The 20,582-nt window shown below is 63.9% G+C and carries 24 protein-coding genes; 14 read left to right on the top strand and 10 right to left on the bottom strand.

The window, feature by feature from the left end; all coding sequences use genetic code 11:
- A complete protein-coding gene (gene htpX / locus QQK18_RS08635; protein WP_284339904.1) occupies positions 1–990 on the bottom strand; it encodes a zinc metalloprotease HtpX in 990 nt (329 codons plus the stop codon).
- Between the two features lie 100 nt (positions 991–1,090).
- Here htpX and QQK18_RS08630 point away from each other — a divergent pair, with 100 nt between their 5' ends.
- Positions 1,091–1,318, top strand: a complete 228-nt coding sequence (locus QQK18_RS08630; protein ID WP_284339903.1) for a DUF1674 domain-containing protein — start codon at positions 1,091–1,093, stop codon at positions 1,316–1,318.
- 3 nt (positions 1,319–1,321) lie between these two features.
- Here the strand turns inward: QQK18_RS08630 and QQK18_RS08625 are convergent, their stop codons facing one another.
- From QQK18_RS08625 to ccmA, 5 genes are read right to left on the bottom strand one after another with little or no spacing between them, the layout of a single operon-like run.
- A complete protein-coding gene (locus QQK18_RS08625) occupies positions 1,322–1,861 on the bottom strand; it encodes a DsbE family thiol:disulfide interchange protein (protein ID WP_284339902.1) in 540 nt (179 codons plus the stop codon).
- Positions 1,858–2,025 (bottom strand): heme exporter protein CcmD, encoded by a 168-nt coding sequence (ccmD, locus tag QQK18_RS08620; protein WP_284339901.1) that lies wholly within the window; start codon positions 2,023–2,025, stop codon positions 1,858–1,860. Before ccmD ends, QQK18_RS08625 begins: the two co-directional genes overlap by 4 nt.
- The gene (locus QQK18_RS08615) at positions 2,022–2,783 is read right to left on the bottom strand and encodes a heme ABC transporter permease (RefSeq protein ID WP_284339900.1); all 762 of its coding nucleotides are present in this window, start codon (positions 2,781–2,783) and stop codon (positions 2,022–2,024) included. The genes ccmD and QQK18_RS08615 overlap by 4 nt, the downstream gene beginning before the upstream one ends.
- Positions 2,784–2,793: 10 nt before the next feature.
- The gene (gene ccmB / locus QQK18_RS08610; RefSeq protein ID WP_284339899.1) at positions 2,794–3,459 is read right to left on the bottom strand and encodes a heme exporter protein CcmB; all 666 of its coding nucleotides are present in this window, start codon (positions 3,457–3,459) and stop codon (positions 2,794–2,796) included.
- Positions 3,459–4,082: a heme ABC exporter ATP-binding protein CcmA gene (gene ccmA, locus QQK18_RS08605; RefSeq protein ID WP_284339898.1), complete on the bottom strand. Its 624-nt coding sequence runs from the start codon at positions 4,080–4,082 to the stop codon at positions 3,459–3,461. Before ccmA ends, ccmB begins: the two co-directional genes overlap by 1 nt.
- Positions 4,083–4,259: 177 nt before the next feature.
- Between ccmA and acnA the strand changes: the two genes are divergently transcribed.
- From acnA to QQK18_RS08580, 5 genes are all read left to right on the top strand, one after another.
- Positions 4,260–6,938 (top strand): aconitate hydratase AcnA, encoded by a 2,679-nt coding sequence (acnA, locus tag QQK18_RS08600; protein WP_284339897.1) that lies wholly within the window; start codon positions 4,260–4,262, stop codon positions 6,936–6,938.
- Positions 6,939–7,159: 221 nt separating this feature from the next.
- Positions 7,160–7,885: a DUF1223 domain-containing protein gene (locus QQK18_RS08595; protein WP_284339896.1), complete on the top strand. Its 726-nt coding sequence runs from the start codon at positions 7,160–7,162 to the stop codon at positions 7,883–7,885.
- Positions 7,886–8,235: 350 nt separating this feature from the next.
- Complete coding sequence (locus QQK18_RS08590; RefSeq protein ID WP_379994901.1) at positions 8,236–8,580, top strand: DUF2794 domain-containing protein; 345 nt, start codon at positions 8,236–8,238, stop codon at positions 8,578–8,580.
- 20 nt (positions 8,581–8,600) lie between these two features.
- A complete protein-coding gene (locus QQK18_RS08585; protein WP_284339894.1) occupies positions 8,601–9,062 on the top strand; it encodes a hypothetical protein in 462 nt (153 codons plus the stop codon).
- On the top strand, positions 9,062–9,541 hold the full coding sequence (locus tag QQK18_RS08580; protein WP_284339893.1) for a GNAT family N-acetyltransferase: 480 nt from the start codon (positions 9,062–9,064) through the stop codon (positions 9,539–9,541). Before QQK18_RS08585 ends, QQK18_RS08580 begins: the two co-directional genes overlap by 1 nt.
- A gap of 20 nt (positions 9,542–9,561) precedes the next feature.
- On the opposite strand, the gene QQK18_RS08575 is transcribed toward QQK18_RS08580, so the two are convergent.
- Positions 9,562–10,062, bottom strand: coding sequence for a GNAT family N-acetyltransferase (locus tag QQK18_RS08575; protein WP_284339892.1), 501 nt, complete (start codon positions 10,060–10,062; stop codon positions 9,562–9,564).
- A 103-nt stretch (positions 10,063–10,165) separates the two neighbouring features.
- Positions 10,166–10,891: a Bax inhibitor-1/YccA family protein gene (locus QQK18_RS08570; RefSeq protein ID WP_284339891.1), complete on the bottom strand. Its 726-nt coding sequence runs from the start codon at positions 10,889–10,891 to the stop codon at positions 10,166–10,168.
- A gap of 390 nt (positions 10,892–11,281) precedes the next feature.
- On the opposite strand from QQK18_RS08570, the gene thpR reads away from it, so the two are divergent.
- The 6 genes from thpR to QQK18_RS08540 all read left to right on the top strand — a co-directional run bounded on the left by thpR (position 11,282) and on the right by QQK18_RS08540 (position 15,625).
- Positions 11,282–11,821: an RNA 2',3'-cyclic phosphodiesterase gene (gene thpR / locus QQK18_RS08565; protein WP_284339890.1), complete on the top strand. Its 540-nt coding sequence runs from the start codon at positions 11,282–11,284 to the stop codon at positions 11,819–11,821.
- 209 nt (positions 11,822–12,030) lie between these two features.
- Positions 12,031–12,564, top strand: coding sequence for an invasion associated locus B family protein (locus tag QQK18_RS08560; RefSeq protein ID WP_284339889.1), 534 nt, complete (start codon positions 12,031–12,033; stop codon positions 12,562–12,564).
- 101 nt (positions 12,565–12,665) lie between these two features.
- On the top strand, positions 12,666–13,178 hold the full coding sequence (locus tag QQK18_RS08555; protein ID WP_284339888.1) for an invasion associated locus B family protein: 513 nt from the start codon (positions 12,666–12,668) through the stop codon (positions 13,176–13,178).
- 223 nt (positions 13,179–13,401) lie between these two features.
- A complete protein-coding gene (gene rlmN, locus QQK18_RS08550) occupies positions 13,402–14,640 on the top strand; it encodes a dual-specificity RNA methyltransferase RlmN (protein WP_284339887.1) in 1,239 nt (412 codons plus the stop codon).
- A gap of 99 nt (positions 14,641–14,739) precedes the next feature.
- A complete protein-coding gene (locus tag QQK18_RS08545; protein ID WP_284339886.1) occupies positions 14,740–15,204 on the top strand; it encodes a GNAT family N-acetyltransferase in 465 nt (154 codons plus the stop codon).
- 31 nt (positions 15,205–15,235) lie between these two features.
- Positions 15,236–15,625, top strand: coding sequence for a VOC family protein (locus QQK18_RS08540; protein ID WP_284339885.1), 390 nt, complete (start codon positions 15,236–15,238; stop codon positions 15,623–15,625).
- A gap of 6 nt (positions 15,626–15,631) precedes the next feature.
- Here QQK18_RS08540 and QQK18_RS08535 read toward each other — a convergent pair whose 3' ends face one another.
- Together QQK18_RS08535 and QQK18_RS08530 are read right to left on the bottom strand one after the other, a co-directional pair.
- Complete coding sequence (locus QQK18_RS08535; RefSeq protein ID WP_348523216.1) at positions 15,632–16,366, bottom strand: LysE family translocator; 735 nt, start codon at positions 16,364–16,366, stop codon at positions 15,632–15,634.
- 24 nt (positions 16,367–16,390) lie between these two features.
- A complete protein-coding gene (locus tag QQK18_RS08530; protein ID WP_284339884.1) occupies positions 16,391–16,858 on the bottom strand; it encodes an Lrp/AsnC family transcriptional regulator in 468 nt (155 codons plus the stop codon).
- A gap of 131 nt (positions 16,859–16,989) precedes the next feature.
- Between QQK18_RS08530 and QQK18_RS08525 the strand changes: the two genes are divergently transcribed.
- Positions 16,990–18,213, top strand: coding sequence for an argininosuccinate synthase (locus QQK18_RS08525; RefSeq protein WP_284339883.1), 1,224 nt, complete (start codon positions 16,990–16,992; stop codon positions 18,211–18,213).
- A 217-nt stretch (positions 18,214–18,430) separates the two neighbouring features.
- Positions 18,431–20,560 (top strand): putative bifunctional diguanylate cyclase/phosphodiesterase, encoded by a 2,130-nt coding sequence (locus tag QQK18_RS08520; protein WP_284339882.1) that lies wholly within the window; start codon positions 18,431–18,433, stop codon positions 20,558–20,560.
- Positions 20,561–20,582 lie beyond the last annotated feature (22 nt).

Below are 20,582 nucleotides of genomic sequence, written 5' to 3'. Positions count from 1 at the left end.
TTACCCCCAGGGACCGCGTTGTTCGCCGTCCTCGCCGGAGCGCCCGGCGGACGGTACCCGCCAGCCGCCGCTCACGCCGCCCGTCACCGGGCGCGACGTGGAACGGGGCCGGGGCCGGGGCCTCATGCCCTTATCGTCGGTTCGCATCTCGCCCGCAAGCCTCTGCAGGGCAGTAATGCGGTTGCCGGTGTCGGGGTGCGTTGCAAACAGATTATCCATGCGCTGCCCCGAAAGTGGGTTGACGATGTACATGTGGGCCATGGCCGGGTTGCGCTCGGCGGCAACGTTGACACGGCGGCCGGCAAGGGTCGCGATCTTGCCGAGCGCCGCGGCGAGTGCCAGCGGATCGCCCGAGATCTCGGCGCCGTCGCGGTCAGCCTCGTATTCGCGGGTGCGGCTGATGGCCATCTGCACGAGCATGGCCGCAAGGGGGGCGAGGAACACCATCAGAAGCGCGCCGATGCCGCCCAGTGGGTTGTCGCGGTTATTGCCGCCCCCGAAGAAGAGACCGAACTGGGCGAGCATGGAGACGGCGCCGGCAAGGGTCGCGGTGATGGTCATGGTCAGCGTATCGCGCGAGCGGATATGGGCGAGCTCGTGGGCGACGACGGCTGCGACCTCGCGGGTCTCGAGGTGGCGCAGAAGCCCACTCGACACCGCGACCGCGGCGTTGCTGGGATCACGGCCCGTGGCGAAGGCGTTGGGCTGGTCGGTCTCGATGACATAGACCCTAGGTGTCGGGATGCCGGCTTTCCTCGATAGGATGTCGACCATGTCATAGAGCTCAGGCGCACGGCTGCGCTCGACGGGCACGGCGTTCTGCATGCGCAGCACGAGCTTATCGGAATTCCAGTAGGCAAAGAGGTTGGTGCCCGCCGCGAAAAGGAAAGCGATCATCATGCCGCCGGTGCCGCCGATGAAGTAGCCCACCAGCATGAAGAGCGCCGTCATGGCGGCCAGCAATACCGTGGTGCGCAACGCGTTGAACATCCTAGTCCTCGTGGAAGGGTTCGATAACCATCAAATATGTTGTAGGCGTAAGGGCCCGATACAAGACAGATGAACCGATTGTAAGGTTCCCGGAACGGCCATGACCAGGCAACCGCAGACAGACACGCCGCAAACTGTGAAACCGGAGGCAAAGCCGGCGAAGCCGCTGTCGCCGGCCGCCAAACGGGCGCTGGCCGAAGCCGAGGCACGCCGGCGCGAGATCGATGCCAGGACGACCAAGGCGCCGGCGGAAAAAGGCGGCCGCGGCGGCCTCGAACCGGGGCGCTATGGGGATTGGGAGATCAAGGGGCTGACCAGCGACTTCTGATCGCTACTCGCCGCGCATCGCCGCGATCGCCGGCAGCACTTCGCGCTCGATCGAGCCCGGAGTCATCGGCCCGACGTGCTTGTAGACGATCACGCCCTCGGCATTGACCAGGAAGGTTTCGGGCACGCCGTAGACGCCCCAGTCGATGGAGACGCGCCGGTCGCGGTCGGCTCCGACGGCGTCATAGGGATTGCCGAGTTCGGCAAGGAAGGCGCGGGCGTTTTCGGGCGGGTCGTTGTGGTTTATGCCGAAGAGGCGAATGCCGGTCTCGGCTTTCATCGCCTCGAGCAGCGGATGCTCGGCGCGGCAGGGCACGCACCAACTGGCAAAGACATTGACCAGCGTCGGCTCGCCCATGAGGCTCTCCCTGGAAAAGCCGGGAACGTCCAGGCCTTCGACGGGGGCGAGATCGAATTGCGGGGCCGGCTTGTCGATCAGCACCGAGCGCACCAAGCCGGGATCGCGGTCGATGGACATGGCAAAGACGGCAACCAGCGCCACCAGCGCGACGAGCGGGGCGAGGATCAGCGCGATACGCATCATGGGTGCGTCGCGGAGCGGTCGGCTCCAGCGGTCTCGAGGGCGGCAAGGCGCGCCGATAACCGGCGCGACTCGACGAGCTTGAACCCGATGAGCGCGGCAATAGCGACGGCAACGCCGAGATAAGCCCAGACGATGTAGACGGCATGGGGTCCCAAGTCGATCATGCAGCACCCCTCTGGGCCAGGCGGCGCTCGAGGCTCATCACGCGCCGGCGCCGCACCTCGGTGTGCATGCCGATGAGGTGCAGCGTCAGGAACAGCGCGGTAAAGGCGAAGACCATGACGAAGAGCGGCGTCAGTATGGAGCCGGGCATGGTCGGCCCGTCGAGGCGGAAGACGCTTGCCGGCTGATGGAGCGTTGCCCACCAGTCGACGGAGAACTTGATGATGGGGATGTTGACGGCGCCGACCAGGGTAAAGACGGCAACGATGCGTGCGGCGCGCAACTGGTCGTCGAAGGCACGCCAGAGCGCGACGATGCCGAAATAGATGAGCAGCAGCACCAGGGTCGAGGTCATGCGCCCGTCCCATTCCCAGAAGGTGCCCCAGGTCGGCCGGCCCCAGAGGGCTCCGGTGTAAAGGGCGAGCGCCGTGAACGTAGCGCCGAGCGGTGCGGCCGCCTTCATGGAGACGTCGGCCATCGGATGGCGCCAGACGAGCGTGCCGATGGCCGAGACAGACATCACGCCGTAGACGAACTGGCTGAGCCAGGCGGTCGGCACATGCACGTACATGATCCGCACGGTGTCGCCCATCTGGTAGTCCTCGGGCGAAGCAAAGAAAGCGAGCCAGAGGCCGAGGACAAAGAGCGCGGCGGTCGCGATCCAGAGCGGGACGAGCAGTCGCCGCGACCAGGCGACGAACTGTCCCGGATGGGCGATCCGGGTCCACCAGCTCTGCTTGGATGTGTTCTCGACATTCATTGGCGGCGCTCTAGTCCTCGGCGGATGTTATCGCAAGAGCGGCGGCGAAGGGAGTAACCGCCACGGCGATGAGGCTGATTGCCGCAAGCAGCAGCAGCGCCGTGCCCGACTGGTCGGGCCCAGGCCCCGTGGTAATGGCCCCGACCCCGAAGATCAGAAGAGGTATGGCGAGCGGCAGAATGAGGACCGGAGCAATGAGCCCGCCGCGCCGGATCGTCACGGTGACCGCGGCCCCTACGGTTCCGAGGGCGACGAGGCCGGGCGTGCCGACGAGGAGCGAGACCACCGCCCTGAGGAACGCCGGCGGGTCCATGGACAGCATCACGGCAAGCAGCGGCGTGGCCGCGAGGAGAGGCAGTGCGGTCAGAAGCCAGTGGGCGATCAACTTTGCGAGAACCACTCCGGCCAGGGGCAGGTCGGAGAGACGCAACAGCAGGAGCGTGCCGTCCTCATGGTCGGCGCGGAACAGCCGGTCGAGCCCCAGGAGCACCGAGAGGAACGCGGCGATCCAGACGATCCCCGGAGCCAAACGGGAGAGCAGCTCACGGTCGGGACCGATGGCGAAGGGCACGACGATGCCGACCATGACGAAGAAGAGGGCCAGCGTCAGCCAGTCGCCGCCCGTGCGCAGGGCAAGCTTCAGATCGCGCAGGAGAATGGCGGTAAAGGCGCTCATCATGGATCGAGCCTCAGTTCACCGACGCGGGCTGAGCGCAGCGGCAGCGGCAGGTGGGTGGCGGCAACTGCCAGGCCTCCTGCGGTAAGGTGTGCATCAATCAAGGCGGCGACCATCGCCTCGCCTTGCGTATCGAGCGCGGCGGTCGGCTCGTCGAGGAGCCAGACGGGGCGCGGGGTGACGAGGAGGCGGGCGAGCGCGAGCCGCCGCGTCTGACCTGCCGAGAGATAGCCGGCATCGAGCCCCGCGACAGGACCGAGTCCGACTGCCTCGAGCGCGGCAGGGGAGGAGAGCCCGCCGCCGCCGTTGACCGACGCCCAGAAGGCGAGGTTCTCGGCAAGGGTCAGGTGCGGTTTGACCGCGTTGCGGTGGCCGAGGAAGTGAATGAAGGCGCTCTCGGTGTCCACGCCTTCGAAGGCGAAGCGGCCGGAAGCGGGCCGCAGGGCGCCGAGAAGGGTCATCAGCAGCGTCGTCTTGCCGGCGCCGTTGGCACCCTTCAGCAGCAGGATGCCGCCGGAGGGGACGGTGAACTCGAGCCCCTCGGCCAGCACGCGCTCGCCGCGGCGGCAGGCAAGGCCCGTCGCGGTGAGGATCAGCGGGTCAAAGCCTTGCCGGAGCGTCATGACCCCATCTCGTATTGAAGCAAAGTCGGCACTGGCAAGTGCAAACTTGAGCCTCTATAAGCCGTTCTAGATTGGAGTCATTCCAGCAAGGGCGCTGGAAACAGGCGGAAACCGGAGGTTTCCCCTTAAAATCCGGCGCCTCGGGGACAAGCAGCAACCCAACCCAAGGGCGGAACCGTGACCGATAAATCCCTCAACAGCTTCAAGGCCAAGTCGACCCTCACGGTCGGCGACAAGACCTATACCTATTATTCGATACCCGAGGCGGAAAAGAACGGGCTCGAGGGCGTCTCGAAGCTTCCGCACTCGATGAAGGTGGTGCTCGAGAACCTGTTGCGCTTCGAGGACGGGCGGACTGTCACCAAAAACGACATCCTGGCCGTCGCCGAGTGGCTGAAGGATCGTACCAGCGAGCACGAGATCTCCTACCGTCCTGCGCGCGTCCTGATGCAGGACTTTACCGGCGTTCCCGCTGTCGTCGACCTCGCGGCCATGCGCGATGCGACCACAAAGCTCGGCGCCGACGCGCAGAAGATCAACCCCCTGGTGCCGGTCGACCTCGTCATCGACCACTCGGTCATGGTCGATTCATTCGGCACGCCCATGGCCTTCAACGACAATGTCGAGCTCGAATACGAGCGCAATGGCGAGCGCTACGAGTTCCTGCGCTGGGGCCAGCAGGCATTCGACAATTTCCGTGTGGTGCCACCGGGCACCGGCATCTGCCACCAGGTCAACCTCGAATACCTCGCCCAGACCGTGTGGACGCGCGAGGAGGACGGGGAGACGTTCGCCTATCCCGATACTCTCGTCGGCACCGACTCGCATACCACCATGGTCAATGGCCTCGCCGTGCTGGGCTGGGGCGTCGGAGGCATCGAGGCGGAGGCGGCGATGCTCGGCCAGCCGATCACCATGCTCATCCCCGAGGTCGTCGGCTTCAAGCTGACCGGCAAGATCAACGAGGGCGTCACCGCCACCGACCTGGTGCTGACCGTCACGGAGATGCTGCGCAGGAAGGGGGTCGTGGGCAAGTTCGTCGAGTTCTTCGGGCCCGGCCTCGACTATCTCAGCCTCGAGGACCAGGCAACCATCGGCAACATGGCGCCCGAATATGGCGCCACCTGCGGCTTCTTCCCCGTCGATGCCGATACCCTCAAATATCTGACCACCTCCGGACGCGCGCCCGAACGCGTCGCGTTGGTCGAGGCCTATTGCAAGTCCCAGGGCATGTTCCGGCAGACCAACTCGCCGGATCCGGTGTTCACGGCTACGCTCGAGCTCGATCTTTCGACCGTGGTGCCCTCCATTTCCGGGCCCAAGCGTCCGCAGGACCGCATTATCCTGGCCGAGGCCAAGGAGGCGTTCGCTGCGGCGCTGCCCAAGGAATTCGGCAAGACCGATGATCCGAAGATAAAGGTCGACGGCGAGGACTTCGAGATCGGCCACGGCGACGTGGTCATTGCCGCCATAACCTCGTGCACCAACACCTCCAACCCGTCGGTGCTGGTTGCGGCGGGGTTGGTTGCGCGCAAGGCCCGCGAACTGGGGCTCACCCGCAAGCCCTGGGTCAAGACCTCGCTGGCGCCCGGATCGCAGGTGGTGACCGATTACCTCACCGCCGCGGGGCTGCAGGATGATCTCGACGCCATCGGGTTCAATCTCGTCGGTTATGGCTGCACCACCTGCATCGGCAATTCCGGACCGCTGCCGCCGGCGATCTCCAAGGCCGTGCAGACCGGCGATCTCGTTGCCGCCTCGGTGCTTTCGGGCAACCGCAACTTCGAGGGGCGCGTCAATCCGGACGTCAAGGCGAATTTCCTCGCGTCCCCGCCGCTGGTCGTCGCCTATGCGCTCGCCGGCTCGATGAAGATCGACATCACCAGCGAGCCGCTGGGGACGGGCAAGGACGGCAAGCCCGTCTACCTCAAGGACCTGTGGCCGACCAACCATGAGATCGCCGAGATCGTGCGCCAGCACGTCACCCCGGAAATGTTCAAGGGCCGGTATTCGGACGTCTTCAAGGGCGACGAGCACTGGCGCTCGATCGCCATCGACGGCGGCGAGACCTACAAGTGGAACGGCTCGTCCACCTATGTGCAGAACCCGCCCTATTTCGAGGACCTCGAGATAGAGCCGAAGCCGGTGACGGATATCGAGAACGCGCGGATCCTGGCACTTTTCCTCGATTCGATCACCACCGACCACATCTCGCCGGCGGGGTCGTTCAAGAAGGACACGCCCGCAGGCGACTACCTCACCGAACGGCAGGTGGCGCCCAAGGACTTCAATTCCTATGGCGCCCGCCGCGGCAATCACGAGGTGATGATGCGCGGCACCTTCGCCAATATCCGCATCAAGAACCAGATGCTGCCGGGCGTCGAAGGCGGATACACCAAAGGACCGAACGGCGAGCAGATGCCGATCTACGATGCGGCGATGGCGTACCAGAAGCAGGGCACGCCGCTCGTCGTCTTCGCCGGCAAGGAATACGGCACCGGCTCCTCGCGCGACTGGGCGGCCAAAGGCACTAATCTCCTGGGTGTGCGTGCCGTCATCGCCCAGAGCTTCGAGCGTATCCACCGCTCCAATCTCGTGGGCATGGGGGTGCTGCCGCTGCAGTTCAAGGACGGCGAGAGCTGGCAGAGCCTCGAGCTCGACGGATCGGAGACGATCAGCGTCGAGGGCATCGAGGAGATTGCGCCGCGCACCACGGTCAAGGTGCGCATCACCAAGGCCGACGGCAGCGTCACGGAAATCGAGACGCGGTGCCGCATCGATACCGCCAACGAGCTCGATTACTACCGCAACGGCGGCATCCTGCACTATGTGCTGCGCAGCCTCGTCGCTGCCTAGAGCCTTATGCGCTCTGATGGAATCAGAGCGCCGGCTCTAGTTGTTTGTTGTCGCAACGTTTCTTGCGAAAAGCCGGTATCCATCCCGGATCACGTCCGGGACATTGAAATGGCGGCCTTCGTGGCCGCCATTTTCTTTGGAGCGGTGCAGCAAGGGGAAATCCCGTGTCTCACCCGGAATTGACTGGCGGGGCGCTTAACGGCTGACTAGAACTTTCGCCCATGATCGCGCGCCCCCTGACGACAGCCACCATGCTCGCCGCCTTGCTCGCTGCCGCTCCGACGGTTGCCGAAGAAATGCGCGCCAAAGCCGTCGTCGAACTCTTTACCAGCCAGGGGTGTTCATCCTGCCCGCCAGCCGACGAGCTGCTGACGGAACTGGCGCAGCGTGGCGATATCGTGGCGCTCGGCTATCACGTCGATTACTGGGACTATATCGGCTGGCCCGACACCTTCGGAGCTGAGGCCAACTCCAAGCGGCAGCGGGCGTACGCGAGCCGATGGGGTTCCTCGCGCATCTACACGCCGCAGATCGTGGTCAATGGCGAGAAGGGGGTAGTCGGGTCCAAACGCCACGATGTCACGCTGGCCCTCGCGCAAGCCGGTTTGGCGCTACCGATCGCTCTTGCAGTCGAGGACGGCGTGCTCTCGATCAGTATCGAGGGACAGGCCGGGCTCGACGAGGCGATGATCTGGCTCGTGACCTATCTCGACGCCGCCGAGATCGCCATAGAGCGCGGCGAGAACGAGGGCAAATCCCTCCTCTACAGCCACGTGGTGACCGGGCGGCAGGCGCTTGGCGTCTGGGAGCCGGGAGCGGGCGCGCAGATCCGCATGCCGCTGGCGGAGATCCTTGCCGATCATTCCGATGGAGTCGCCGTCCTCGTGCAGCAGGAGCACAACGGGCTGCCGGGCGCGATCCTAGGGGCGGCGATCTACGAGCAATAACGCCGTCGCAAGACCCCAAAACAAATCTCCCGCTTCCGGGGGGAAGCGGGAGCAAGACTGACTAGGTCAACTTGGGGGCGGCTGGCATTCGGGCGTCATGGTTTGGGGGCTCGGTCGGCCCGAATGCCAGCCACTGGAGGCAATTGTCAGTTTCTAGACATGCTTTTCGGCGCAAGAAGGGACAAACTGTGTCCGAATTGGGGAATTTGCCCGTAACTGGACGTGCAGCGCCTCTGCAACTGCGCACCCCTTGCATCGCGCCGCGAATGCCGCAATCATGACAGTGCCTTGACACGGAGTGATACGGTTTGGCCGAAGGGCGGACAGCCGATAGCAGGAGCAAGCTCTCGCTGGTTCACGTGGGCGAACCGCCTGGCGTAGCGGCGGCAAAACCCCATCCGATCATCGCATTCGACCGGCGTGAGCTGATGGCGATCCTGTCGGTCTATGGCCGCAAGGTCGCAGCCGGCGACTGGCGCGATTACGCCATGGACTTCCTCAAGGACCGGGCGCTGTTTTCCATCTATGCGCGGGTCTCCGAGCGACCGTTGTTCATCATTGAGAAGAATCCCAAGCTCAGGAGCCGGCAGGGGCAGTATCTTGTCACCAACCAGCACGGCCGTATCCTGAAGCGCGGGCACGATATCGAGCAGGTGCTGCGCGTGCTCGATCCGCAACTCGCCGTCGTCGATTGATGCGCGGATGGCCGACAGCGATGCTGCTGGCTCTCGTGCCGGCGGCCCCGGTCCATGCCCAGCCGGCACCAATCTGGGGCGGGTACTACAATATGGGCACGTTCGCGGCCGGCGGCGGCAGCGAGGCGGGCGGCTCGATCAGCCTCGAATGCGCCGGACCGGACCTTGCCGACGCCGGTGCCTTTCTCCTGGAGCTGACGCCGGCCGCCAGGATCGAACCGTTTGCCGACGCCCCGCCGCAGCTCGATTTCAGTATCGACGGCAAGATCATGACCGTGCCGGTGACCGCCGAGAACGGGGCGGTGTTCTTCTATCGGTCGGAACCCGAGGGCGATGTGCTCGCTCTCGAGCTCATCGCGGGCCTGCGGCGCGGCAACCGTCTGGTGGTCTCGGCCCCCGAGCTCGATATCGTCGACATCCCGCTCCGGGGCTCGTCGCAGGCCCTCCTCCATGTCGCGGAGTGTGTGGCTGGGGAAGACTGATGCGACACGACCTTCATGTGCGGCGAGCCGCCGGCGGGGACGTCGAAGCAATGAGCCGGGTGCTCATCGCTTCGATCACTGAGCTCTGCACGCTCGATCATGATGGTGATCCCATCCTCATTGCGAGTTGGACGCGCAACAAGTCGGTCGCGGGTGTCGACGGGATGCTGGCCAATCCGGACCTGATGCTGCTGGTTGCGCGAAATCGCGACACGGTCGTCGGTGTCGGGGCAGTCGCGGGCGGCAATGAGGTGGCTCTCAACTATGTCGATCCGGGACATGTCCGGCACGGCGTCGGCCGGACGCTGCTGGCGGCGATGGAGGCTGAAATCGCCGACCGCGGGTTCGCCGTCGGACGGTTGACCAGCACGCGGACCGCGCTCGGCTTTTACCGCGCGAACGGCTGGAACGAAGACGGACCTCCCGAAGCGAGCTGGGGGATGCCGGGTTACCCGATGAGTAAGCGGCTGGGAGCCTGAACCGGCCGTCTCGGACGTTGCTACAGCGCGAGCTGCATGTGCACGATGTCGTGCCAGGCATCGAACTTGTAGCCGAGCTTCTCGTAGCGTCCGATATGGCGGAAGCCGAACTTGGTGTGGAGGGCGATCGAGCTTTCTCCGCTGGCGGTAATGACGGCGATCATTTGCTTGAAGCCAAAGGCACGAGCGTCGGCGACGAGCCGTTCGAGCATGTGGCTGCCGAGCCCCTGGCCGGCAGCCTTTGGATCGATATAGATCGAATCCTCACAGGTGTAGCGATAGGCGGGGCGCGGCCGGTAAACCGAGGCGTAGGCGTATGCGGCGAACTTGCCCTGCCATTCGGCGACGAGCACCGGGTGACCCAGTTCAACCATCGCGCCGAACTTGTCGGCCATGGCCCGCTCGCCGGGCGCCGTCGTATCGAAGGTGCAGGGGGACGTCTCGACGTAATGTCGGTAGATGGCGGTGATTGCGGGTACGTCGCTCCACTCAAAGGGGCGCAGCACGAAGTCGGCGGTCACGGCGGAGTATCCTCAGGAAACGAAAAGAGCCGCGGTCTTTGTAGACCGCGGCCCGGATTCTCGTCCAACTGATTTGCTTGATCGTACGATCAAGCCTCTTGAACTATTCGCGGTTGCCGAACAGCCGCAGGAGCATCAGGAACAGGTTGATGAAGTCGAGATAGAGGCTGAGGGCCCCCATGATCGCGTTCTTGGTCAGCACGTCCGCGCCGAAGTGGCTGGCATAGCTTTCCTTGATCTTCTGCGTGTCGTAGGCGGTCAGGCCCACGAAGATCAGCACGCCCACCGCGGAAATAGCGAACTCGAGCGCCGAGCTCTGCAGGAAGATGTTGACGATCATGGCGATGACGAGACCGATGAGACCCATGAACAGGAAGGTACCCATCGAGGTCAGATCACGCTTGGTGGTGTAACCATATAGGCTCATCGCACCGAACGTCGCCGCCGTGATGAAGAAAACCCTCGCGATCGAAGCGCCGGTATAGACCGCAAAGATCGACGACAGCGACAGCCCCATTACGGTGGCGAACGCCCAGAAGGTCAGTTGCGCGGTCCCCACGCTCATCTTGTTGATGCCGAAGCTCAGGACCAGCACGAAGGCGAGCGGGGAGAGCATGATCACCCAGGCGAGCGGGCTGCCGTAGATGAGGTTGAAGTTGGCTTCGCTGGCAGTGGCCCACTGGTTGAAGAAATAGGCCACGAGCCCGGTGACCACCAGGCCAATGCCCATGTAGTTGTAGACGCTCAGCATGTAGCTGCGCAGGCCCTCGTCAATGGCTGCGGCCGAGCCGGCCCGCGCATTGAGGGTCTGACGGTCATATTCAGCCATCTGTCGGTTCCCTTTCCGTCCGAATATTCACGTCGCGCACTGCGAATGCCGGGTGCGCTTTCGCCGGCTAATATGGAGACAGGGCCAAGGTTTTACAAGCGCAACCGGATCCGATCGCCGCCAAGTGAGGCTAGGGCCTCATGCGCACTGACGGATCAGAGCGTCGGCCCTAGTTGTTTGTTGGCGCAACGTTTCTTGCGAAAAGCCGGTATCCATCCCGGATCAAGTCCGGGACAGGCTCTTTTCGCACGTTGCTCAAGCCGAGCAATGGGGTCTATGCGAAGCGTGCCAGTGTGTTACCGTGAACGAGCGAATCATACGCAAAATCACAGGCGGTGCGGCGGCCCTTTGCGGCCCTCTGCCGCCCGCCACAGCAAAGAGGAGGGCCCCATGCCCCGGCTCTTTACCGGCCTCGAAATCCCGGCCGATGTGGGTTTTGCGCTTTCCCTCAAACGCGGCGGCCTGATGGGCGCGCGCTGGATAGATCCGGGAAACTACCACATCACCCTGCGCTTCATTGGCGATGTCGACAACCAGACCGCGGACGATGTGGCCGATATACTCGATAAGCTCTCGAACTCGCTCTCGTTCTCGCTGCGGCTGACACATCTGGGCGCGTTCGGTGGCGACAAGCCGCGCGCCCTTTATGCGGGCATCGAGTCCAGCGAGCCGCTCGCGCGTCTGCAGGCCGCCCAGGAACGCATGCTGCAGAGGGCAGGATTGGCGCCCGATGGGCGCAAGTTCGTCCCACACGTCTCGCTGGCGCGGCTCAAGGGCACCAGTGCCCACGACCTCGCCTGGTTCATGGCCAACGCCGGGCGCTTCCAGCCGCTCGAGTTCCAGGTCGGCCGGTTCGTCCTGTTTTCGAGCAAGGACTCCGTGGGTGGCGGTCCCTATATCGTCGAGCAGGGCTATCCGCTGGCGGCGTGACGGTCGTCGCGGCATTGTTAACGCGAGATTTACCGCGTTGGCGCAAACCATCTAAATGTTGCCGGCTTGCGCCAAAATGCCGTCACGTTTGCTCGTCATGCGATGATTTAAGTCAAATATCGGCGGGTTTTGACGCCTTGGTAACCATAATGCGGGCACGCTTGCGGGAAGCGGACCTGCCAGACTGACGAACAGAGGAAGATTTGGCGATGACGACGAAAGCCCGTGGCCTTCTTGCCGGCCTTGCGGTGGCATTGGTTTGCGGATTCATGGGCCTCACCCCGTCGGTGGCCCTTGCCCAGCAAGCCACCGAACTCGGCACCTTCAATGCCTGGACTGCCTGGAAAGGCACCGATGCCAGCGGCGAGATCTGCTATATTTCCGGCCAACCGCGCTCGAGCGAGCCGGCCGGGGTCAACCGCGACCCGGTGCATTTCCTCGTTATCCACCGCAAGGGCATGGGTACCAAGAACGAGGTGCAGACGCTGATCGGCTACCCCTTCAACACCTCGGATGCCAAGGCCAGCGCCACCATCGACAACAAGAGCTACCAGATGGTGGCTCAGGACAATGCCGCCTGGCTCGCCTCGACCGGAGACGAACCGGCATTCGTCTCCGCCTTTCGGGCCGGCTCGTCGCTGGTGGTCCGCGGCACAAGCCAACGTGGCACCAATACGGTCGACACCTACTCGCTTTCCGGCTCATCGGCGGCCATGGACGCCATCGACCAGGCCTGCCAGTAGCAGCCATCCTCAGGGGCTTGCAGGCTCCGGGCAAACTGCCTAAGGGATCGGTGCGGCCCCGGAAGCATGGGTTGGCGACGGGCGAGAAGAGAGGCATTTCGATGGCATCACGCACGATCGTAGCGGCGGCCGCTGGGCTGGCGCTCATCCTGACTTGCGGCCCTGTTCTTGCCCAGTCGGTGCGGCTTTTGGGCGACCACAACGCCTGGTCGAGCTACGCGGCCAGCGAAGGCCAGGGCACGATCTGCTTTGCGCTCACCAGGCCAACCGAAACGTCGCCGACACCCGAGGGCTACGCCCAGGGCTATCTCTACATCACCCACCGGCCGGCCGAGGGCGTGCGCAACGAGATCAACCTGGTGGCCGGTTTCGACCTCGCGCCGGAGTCGGTTGCCGTCGCCAGCGTCGGGGGCGCCAACTATACGCTGTTTGCGCAAGGGGACGCAGCCTGGCTCGACGATCCGAGCCAGAGCGAGAACCTGGCCTCGGCCATCCGCGCCGGCTCGAGCCTGACCATCGAAACGACGAGCGCGGCGGGTATCCGCGTTACGCAGACTTTCTCGCTCTCGGGCGCCACCGCCGCGTCGCAGGCGATCAGCGCCGAGTGCAGCTGATCCTTGAAAGAGGCTTCACCCTGCCGTGACTTTGCCTTGACCTGCGTCCTATGATAAGGGGCGCGGCTCGTTCTCCCGCATAGAGCTTATGTACTCCGATGGAATCCGAGTACCGGCTCTGGGTATTTATCGTCGCAACGTTTTTTGCGAAAAGCCGGTACCCATCCCGGATCGAATCCGGGACAGGCTCTTTTCGCACGTTGCGCTAGCCGGACCCGTTGCCATGAGCATCGCTCTCGATCTCGACCAAGCCGTCGCCAGGCGTCCCATTCCGAAGGGCCGGCCGTCGCTTGTCGGGCTGATGAAGCCCGAGCTGGCGCAGGCGCTCACTGCGGCGGGGATAGGGGAGAAGGAGGCGCGCATGCGCGCCAGCCAGCTCTGGAACTGGCTCTACGTCAACGGTGCCACCGACTTTACGGCGATGACCAATATCGGCAAGGCGACTCGAGCGCTGCTTGCCGACACCTTCGTCATCGACCGGCCCGAGATCGTCTCCGAACAGGTCTCCTCGGACGGTACACGCAAGTGGCTCTTCCGCTTCCGCGATCCTCAGGCACCCCTGTTGCCACCGGTCGAGGTCGAGACCGTCTACATTCCCGAAGAGGATCGCGGCACGCTCTGCGTCTCCTCACAAGTCGGCTGCACTCTGACCTGCACGTTCTGCCACACCGGCACGCAAAAGCTGGTGCGCAATCTCACGGCCGGTGAAATCCTCGGCCAGGTGCTGATGGCGCGCGAACGGCTCGGAGATTTTCCGGGCGGGACGCGCCCGGACGACGGCGGCCTGGTACCGGCGCCGCGCGGTTCGGGCGGATCGGAAGGCGACAGTCGCGCCATCACCAATATCGTGATGATGGGCATGGGCGAGCCGCTCTACAATTATGACAACGTCAAAAACGCGCTGCTGATCGCTTCGGACGGCGACGGCATGAGCCTCTCCAAGCGCCGCATCACGCTCTCGACCTCGGGCGTCGTGCCGCAGATCGAGCCGACCGGGCGCGAGATCGGGGTGATGCTCGCCATCTCGCTCCATGCGGTGCGCGACGACCTGCGCGACGTGCTGGTGCCGATCAACAAGAAGTGGCCGATCAAGGAACTGCTCGACGCCTGCCGCAACTATCCCGGCCTCTCCAATGCGCGCCGCATCACCTTCGAATACGTCATGCTCGACGGCATCAACGATTCGGATGCGGACGCGCGCGAGCTGGTGCGGTTGCTCGCCGGTATTCCGGCCAAGATCAACCTCATCCCGTTCAATCCGTGGCCGGGAACCAATTACGGCTGCTCGAAGTCGGACCGCATCGAGCGCTTCGCCGACATCGTCAACCGGGCCGGCTATGCGAGTCCGGTGAGGACGCCGCGCGGGCGCGATATCCTTGCGGCCTGCGGGCAATTGAAAAGCGAGAGCGAGCGGCTCTCGAAGAAGGAGCGCGACGCGCTAGAGGGCGCCATCGCCTTCTAGGGCGTGTCTTAAAAAAACGGCGCGGTGCACGCGGGAGGCCAACCTTCGGCACGTCTGATCCGATAACCGGTGACGCCTTTTTCACGAAAGGAGTCACGCATGACCATCACTCTCAAGCGTATGGGCCCGCAGGACGCTGCGCTCTTTACCAATATCGCCGCGGGCGTCTTCGACGAACCGGTGGTGCCCGAGCGGATCGCCTCATACCTTGCCGAGCCCGGTCACCTGATCATCCTCGCCTTCGACGGCGACCTCGTTGTCGGCCAATGCGCCGCAGTTCTCCACAAGCATCCCGACAAGGTCGACGAGCTCTATATCGACGAGGTGGGCGTTGCCGATGCCTACCTCCGGCGCGGCATCGCGCGGGCGATGCTGACGGCCATGTTCGAGTGGGGTCGCGAGCGGGGCGCGCGCGAAAGCTGGGTCGGGACCGAACCGGACAATGCCGCAGCCAACGCGCTCTATCGCAGCTTTGCCGGCGAGGAGGACGTCTTCGCCTATTACGAATGGGATCTTGACGAGGTGCCTAGACGGGCAGAGGAAATTTCCTCCGATCCGCGCTAGAATGGCTGCACAGGACCGAGGGAGGGTTCTCATGCAGCCACAGGCAGGTGAGGGTTTTGGCGCTATCGGCCAGATTGCCCGCTCGGTCACGGACATCGCGGCCGCCGAGCGCTGGTACCGCGACGTCCTCGGCCTTCCCCACCTCTACACCTACGGCACGCTCGCCTTCTTCGACTGCGGAGGCGTTCGGCTGATGCTCAGCGCGAACGATGAAGGCGGTGCGCCGCAGGCAGCGATCCTCTATTTCCGCGTCGCCGATATCGTGAGGAGCCATGAGGAGATGCAGGCGCGCGGCATCACGTTCCTCGGCGCGCCGCACATGATCCACCGGCATGCAGACGGCACCGAGGAGTGGATGGCGTTCTTTGCCGACAACCAAGGTCGGCCGCTGGCTATCATGAGTCAGGTGCGGCAGGATTGACGCGACTTACTTGCGGCCCTCGGCGAAGAGGATGGTCGCTGCAAAGGCGGCAAAGACCGCCGCGAAGCTCCAGTTGAGCGCTTTCGACACCCAGCGGTTTTCCTTGAGCGTCGTGGTCAGCCATTCGGCCGCCAAGACAATGGCGATGACGATGGGCAGCGATACGACGACGAATTCGGCGCCAAGGAACAAGAGCTTGCTGGCGGCAGCCGGATCATCGGCGGAGACGAACTGGGGCAGGAAGGTCACGAAGAACAGTGCGACCTTGGGATTGGTGAGGTTGATGCCGAGACCGGTGAGATAGCTCTGGGCGAATGAAGGCTCACGGCCGGCAGCCCGGGCAACGAGCACGCCGCCGCCGTCGCGGACGGCCTGGATGGCGAGCCAGAGCAGGTAGACCGCGCCGGCGATCTTGAGGACCATGAAGGCGGCGGGCGCGGCAACAATCAGGATCGAGATACCGAAGGCGACCAGGCCGGTATGGACGGCAATGCCGGTCAGTGCCCCGGCCATGGTAGTAAAACCATGGACGAGGCCGTGGTTGATGGTGCGCGAAACAAAGAGCGCCATATCCGGCCCGGGCGTCACGGCCAACACGAAGCTTGCGAGGGCGAAGGCGAGGATCACCGAAAGGTCGGGGACGAAGAAGGGCATGATCAGGATCTCGACTTGTGCACCGCCATGGGCGACCATCACCCAGGAGGACAGAGCCTTTGTCGGGGTGCGGAACGATCCTGTCAACCTCGAAGCCTGGCCCCGACTTGCCTAGAGCAGGGGCAGCTCGTAGCTGCGCTTGATCGTTTCCATCGGCACATCGGTCTTCACGCTCTGAACGCTTGGGATCCGGGTCAGGTGGTCGGCCTGGAAGCGCCAATAGGCGTGGAGGTCGGCCGTCACCACCCGCATGATGGCATCGCATTCGCCGGTGGTCAGATAGCATTCGACCACCTCGGGAAATTTGCGTACGGTTTCGGCGAACTGCTGGGTGATTTCGGCATCCTGGGTCTTGAACCACACGCGCACGAAAACGGTCAGCCCAAGGCCGATCCTGGGCCCGTTCAGCACCGCCACGTATTGATCGATGACGCCCGACTCCTCCAATAACCGCACCCGGCGCAGGCATGGCGAGGGTGAAAGGCCGACCTCATTGGCGAGTTCCACATTGGACATGCGTCCATTGCGCTGCAGCGCGCGAAGGATGCGCCGGTCGATGGCGTCGATGGCTTCTGGCATTTCACGTCCCGCTTACGGCAAGGGGTGGCATATCCTGCCAAATTATCGTCCAAACGTGACGTTGTCGCAAGATTGTTGCGCCTGGGCTGGTGTATCGTTTCAACAAGCAGATTTGGGAGCATACCGCAATCATGGCGAAAGATATCAAGAAGGTCGTCCTTTCCTATTCGGGCGGGCTCGATACCTCCATCATCCTCAAATGGCTCCGGGAAACCTACCAGTGCGAGATCGTCACCTTCACGGCAGATCTCGGCCAGGGCGAGGAGTTGGAGCCGGCTCGCCAGAAGGCCGAGATGCTTGGAATCAAGGATATCCGCATCGTCGACGTGCGCGAGGAGTTCGTGCGCGACTATGTCTTCCCGATGTTCCGGGCCAACGCGGTCTATGAAGGGGTTTATCTGCTCGGCACCTCCATCGCCCGGCCGCTGATCGCCAAGCACCTCGTCGACATCGCCGAGGAAGTGGGGGCCGACGCCATCGCCCATGGCGCGACCGGCAAGGGTAACGACCAGGTACGTTTCGAGCTGACCGCCTATGCGCTCAACCCTTCGATCCGGGTCATCGCGCCCTGGCGCGAATGGGACCTGCAAAGCCGCACCAAGCTCATCGAATACGCCGAAAAGAACCAGATCCCCGTGCCCAGGGACAAGCGGGGCGAGGCGCCGTTCTCGGTCGATGCCAATCTCCTCCACACCTCCTCGGAAGGCAAGGTGCTCGAGGATCCGGGCCAGCCGGCACCGGACTACGTGTACCAGCGCACGACCGACCCCGAGCAGGCGCCCGATCAGCCCGAGATCGTCATCATCGGTTTCGAGAAGGGCGATGCGGTCTCGATCAACGGCGAAACGCTTTCACCCGCGGAGCTGCTGACGAAGCTCAACGAACTGGGCGGCCGGCACGGCGTCGGCCGGCTCGACCTCGTCGAAAACCGGTTCGTCGGCATGAAATCGCGCGGCATCTATGAAACGCCGGGCGGTACGATCCTCCTCGTTGCCCATCGCGGCATCGAATCGATTACCCTCGACCGGGGCGCGGCCCATCTCAAGGACGAGATCATGCCGCGCTATGCCGAGCTCATCTACAACGGCTTCTGGTATTCGCCCGAACGCGAAATGCTGCAGGCCCTGATCGACAAGAGCCAGGAATTCGTTTCCGGCGAGGTGACTATCAAGCTCTACAAGGGATCGGCCAACCTCGTCGCGCGCACCTCGCCCTATTCGCTCTATTCGGAGGATCTCGTCACCTTCGAGGAAGGATCGGGTACCTACGACCATCACGACGCCGAAGGCTTCATCAAGCTTTCGGGCCTGCGCCTCAAGACCTGGGCCGCGCGCAACAAGCGCGCCGGGCGTTGACGAGGCGGGTGCCGCCGGGTGTGCGCGATTTGATGCACTCAAATCGCGCTTCACACCTTTGTTGTGCGCGGGAGTTTGCATCCGCCCTAATCGAGCGACACCATGCACGACCGGTAAACCCAAGAATACCAATTGTTTTTCCGCATTTGGCGCTTAAGGTGACATTAAGTTCCCCACCATAACTTTGCCGCAAAGCGCCAAGCGGAGTTGAAACAGGGTGCTGACCGAAGACACCGGAAGCCTTAGCGAGATGGCCGAGGCGCTGCTCCTTGATGCGGCGCTCGAGAACATCCCCTATGGCTTTTGCGTGTGGAGCCCGCAGTTCCGCCTGGTGATGTGGAACAAGCACTACCGCGACATGTACGGATTTCCGGCCGAGGCCGTCCGCCGTGGCATGACGCTCGAGGAGGTGGTGGCGCTGTCCCACCGGCTGGGTAACCATCCGGGAGAGACGCCCGAGGAATTCTATGAGGCCTATTCGGCCGAGCTCCTCGCCAATCGCGGCGGCGCGCGCCACAAGAGCCGGGAGCTCGTCAATGGCGGGCGCACTATCGAGACCGCGAATGTCTATTCGCCGGCGCTCGGCTGGGTGGTCACCCATGAGGACGTGACCGACGAGATCGCCCGTGAAGAGATCGTCCAGAAGCGCAAGCTCCAGCTCGAACGGCAGAACATCAGGCTCGACGCTGCGGTCAACAACATCTCGCAGGGCCTGTGCATGTTCGATCCCAAGGGTCGGCTCGTCATCTGCAACCAGCCCTATGCCAAGATCTACAACCTGCCCGAGCACCTCATAAAGCCCGGCACGCTGCTCGAGGACATCCTTGCCCACCTCTTCGACCTCGGCATGTCGACCGGCGGCAGCAAGGAGGAATACATAGCCTGGCGGCGCGAGGTGATCGCGCGGCGCGAATACGGCAAGAACATCCACGAGCTCGACGGCCGTATCATCATGATGCAGCATCATCCAATGAAGGATGGTGGCTGGGTGTCGACGCACGAGGACATCACCGAGCAGCGCCAGAACGAGGCGCGCATCCGGCACCTGGCCCGGCACGACGCCCTGACCGACTTGCCCAACCGCATCCAGTTCCTCGAGGAAATGGCAGGGGTCGAGGACGGCCTCAAGCGCGGCGAAAAGGCCGCCGTCCTCTATATCGACCTCGACCACTTCAAAACGGTCAACGACACGCTTGGTCATGCGGTGGGCGACGAACTCATCAAGCAGGCGGCGGTCAGGCTCTGGGGCACGACACGCGAATCGGACGTCCTGGCGCGCCTCGGTGGCGACGAGTTCGCCCTGCTGCTGCGCCCGATCGCGACCGAGGCGGACGCAGGCAAGGTCGCCGACCGGATCATCAAGGCCATCGCCGCGCCGTTCAAGATCGGCAGCCATCAGATCGATATCGGGGTTTCGGTCGGCATCGCCATTGCGCCGACCGACGGCGACAAGACCGACACCCTCATCAAGAACGCCGATCTTGCCCTCTATAAGGCCAAGTCCGACGGGCGATCGACCTACCATTTCTTCGAACCGGGCATGGACGCCGAGCTGCAGCAGCGCCGCGCGATCGAGGCGGGGCTGCGCGCCGCGCTTGCCAAAGAGGAACTGCGCCTCGTCTACCAGCCGATCCTGGGGCTCGCCGAGAACCGCGTCACCTGCGTCGAAGCGCTCCTGCGCTGGGATCACGAGGGCCGCACCATTTCGCCCGTCGAGTTCATTCCAGTGGCCGAGGAGACCGGCCTGATCGTCACCATCGGTGAATGGGTCCTGCGCGAGGCCTGCAAGGCAGCGGCCGGCTGGCCAGGCGATGTGCGTATTGCCGTCAACCTCTCGCCTATCCAGTTCCGCCACCGGGACCTGGTGGCGCTCGTCGAATCGGCTCTGACCGATGCGGGGCTGGTGCCGACCCGCCTCGAACTCGAGATTACCGAGAGCCTGCTGCTCGCCGAGAACGAGCAGATCCTCAAGACGCTCCACGCGCTGCGAAAGCTGGGTGTGAGAATCTCCATGGACGATTTCGGCACGGGCTACTCCTCGCTGTCGTACCTGCGCTCGTTCCCCTTCGACAAGATCAAGATCGACCGGTCGTTCATGCGCGATTTGACCAAGCGCAGCGATAGCCTCGCCATCATCACGGCGATCATAGGCCTCGGACAAAGCCTCGGCATGTCGACGACGGCCGAGGGAATCGAGACGCAGGAGCAGCTCGAGCTGATGCGGGCCAATGGATGCGACGAGGTGCAAGGTTTCCTGTTCTCGCCGCCGTTGATCCCGGACGCGCTCGAAAAGCTCCTGAGTTCCGACCAGTCGAAGAAGCTGACCGTCATCAAGCGGGCCTCTTGACACCTCGACGCCGGCCGCGCGC

Source organism: Devosia nitrariae (assembly GCF_030160115.1).
GTDB lineage: Bacteria > Pseudomonadota > Alphaproteobacteria > Rhizobiales > Devosiaceae > Devosia > Devosia nitrariae.
Note: the sequence above shows the minus strand (reverse complement) of the source record. Positions and strands in the feature narration are given on the sequence as shown.

Coding starts and splice junctions, on each gene's coding strand:
- htpX (WP_284339904.1), bottom strand. CDS start 990: ATGTTCAACGCGTTGCGCACCACGGTATTGCTGGCCGCCATGACGGCG.
- QQK18_RS08630 (WP_284339903.1), top strand. CDS start 1,091: ATGACCAGGCAACCGCAGACAGACACGCCGCAAACTGTGAAACCGGAG.
- QQK18_RS08625 (WP_284339902.1), bottom strand. CDS start 1,861: ATGATGCGTATCGCGCTGATCCTCGCCCCGCTCGTCGCGCTGGTGGCG.
- ccmD (WP_284339901.1), bottom strand. CDS start 2,025: ATGATCGACTTGGGACCCCATGCCGTCTACATCGTCTGGGCTTATCTC.
- QQK18_RS08615 (WP_284339900.1), bottom strand. CDS start 2,783: ATGAATGTCGAGAACACATCCAAGCAGAGCTGGTGGACCCGGATCGCC.
- ccmB (WP_284339899.1), bottom strand. CDS start 3,459: ATGAGCGCCTTTACCGCCATTCTCCTGCGCGATCTGAAGCTTGCCCTG.
- ccmA (WP_284339898.1), bottom strand. CDS start 4,082: ATGACGCTCCGGCAAGGCTTTGACCCGCTGATCCTCACCGCGACGGGC.
- QQK18_RS08595 (WP_284339896.1), top strand. CDS start 7,160: ATGATCGCGCGCCCCCTGACGACAGCCACCATGCTCGCCGCCTTGCTC.
- QQK18_RS08585 (WP_284339894.1), top strand. CDS start 8,601: ATGCTGCTGGCTCTCGTGCCGGCGGCCCCGGTCCATGCCCAGCCGGCA.
- QQK18_RS08580 (WP_284339893.1), top strand. CDS start 9,062: ATGCGACACGACCTTCATGTGCGGCGAGCCGCCGGCGGGGACGTCGAA.
- QQK18_RS08570 (WP_284339891.1), bottom strand. CDS start 10,891: ATGGCTGAATATGACCGTCAGACCCTCAATGCGCGGGCCGGCTCGGCC.
- thpR (WP_284339890.1), top strand. CDS start 11,282: ATGCCCCGGCTCTTTACCGGCCTCGAAATCCCGGCCGATGTGGGTTTT.
- QQK18_RS08560 (WP_284339889.1), top strand. CDS start 12,031: ATGACGACGAAAGCCCGTGGCCTTCTTGCCGGCCTTGCGGTGGCATTG.
- QQK18_RS08555 (WP_284339888.1), top strand. CDS start 12,666: ATGGCATCACGCACGATCGTAGCGGCGGCCGCTGGGCTGGCGCTCATC.
- rlmN (WP_284339887.1), top strand. CDS start 13,402: ATGAGCATCGCTCTCGATCTCGACCAAGCCGTCGCCAGGCGTCCCATT.
- QQK18_RS08545 (WP_284339886.1), top strand. CDS start 14,740: ATGACCATCACTCTCAAGCGTATGGGCCCGCAGGACGCTGCGCTCTTT.
- QQK18_RS08540 (WP_284339885.1), top strand. CDS start 15,236: ATGCAGCCACAGGCAGGTGAGGGTTTTGGCGCTATCGGCCAGATTGCC.
- QQK18_RS08530 (WP_284339884.1), bottom strand. CDS start 16,858: ATGCCAGAAGCCATCGACGCCATCGACCGGCGCATCCTTCGCGCGCTG.
- QQK18_RS08525 (WP_284339883.1), top strand. CDS start 16,990: ATGGCGAAAGATATCAAGAAGGTCGTCCTTTCCTATTCGGGCGGGCTC.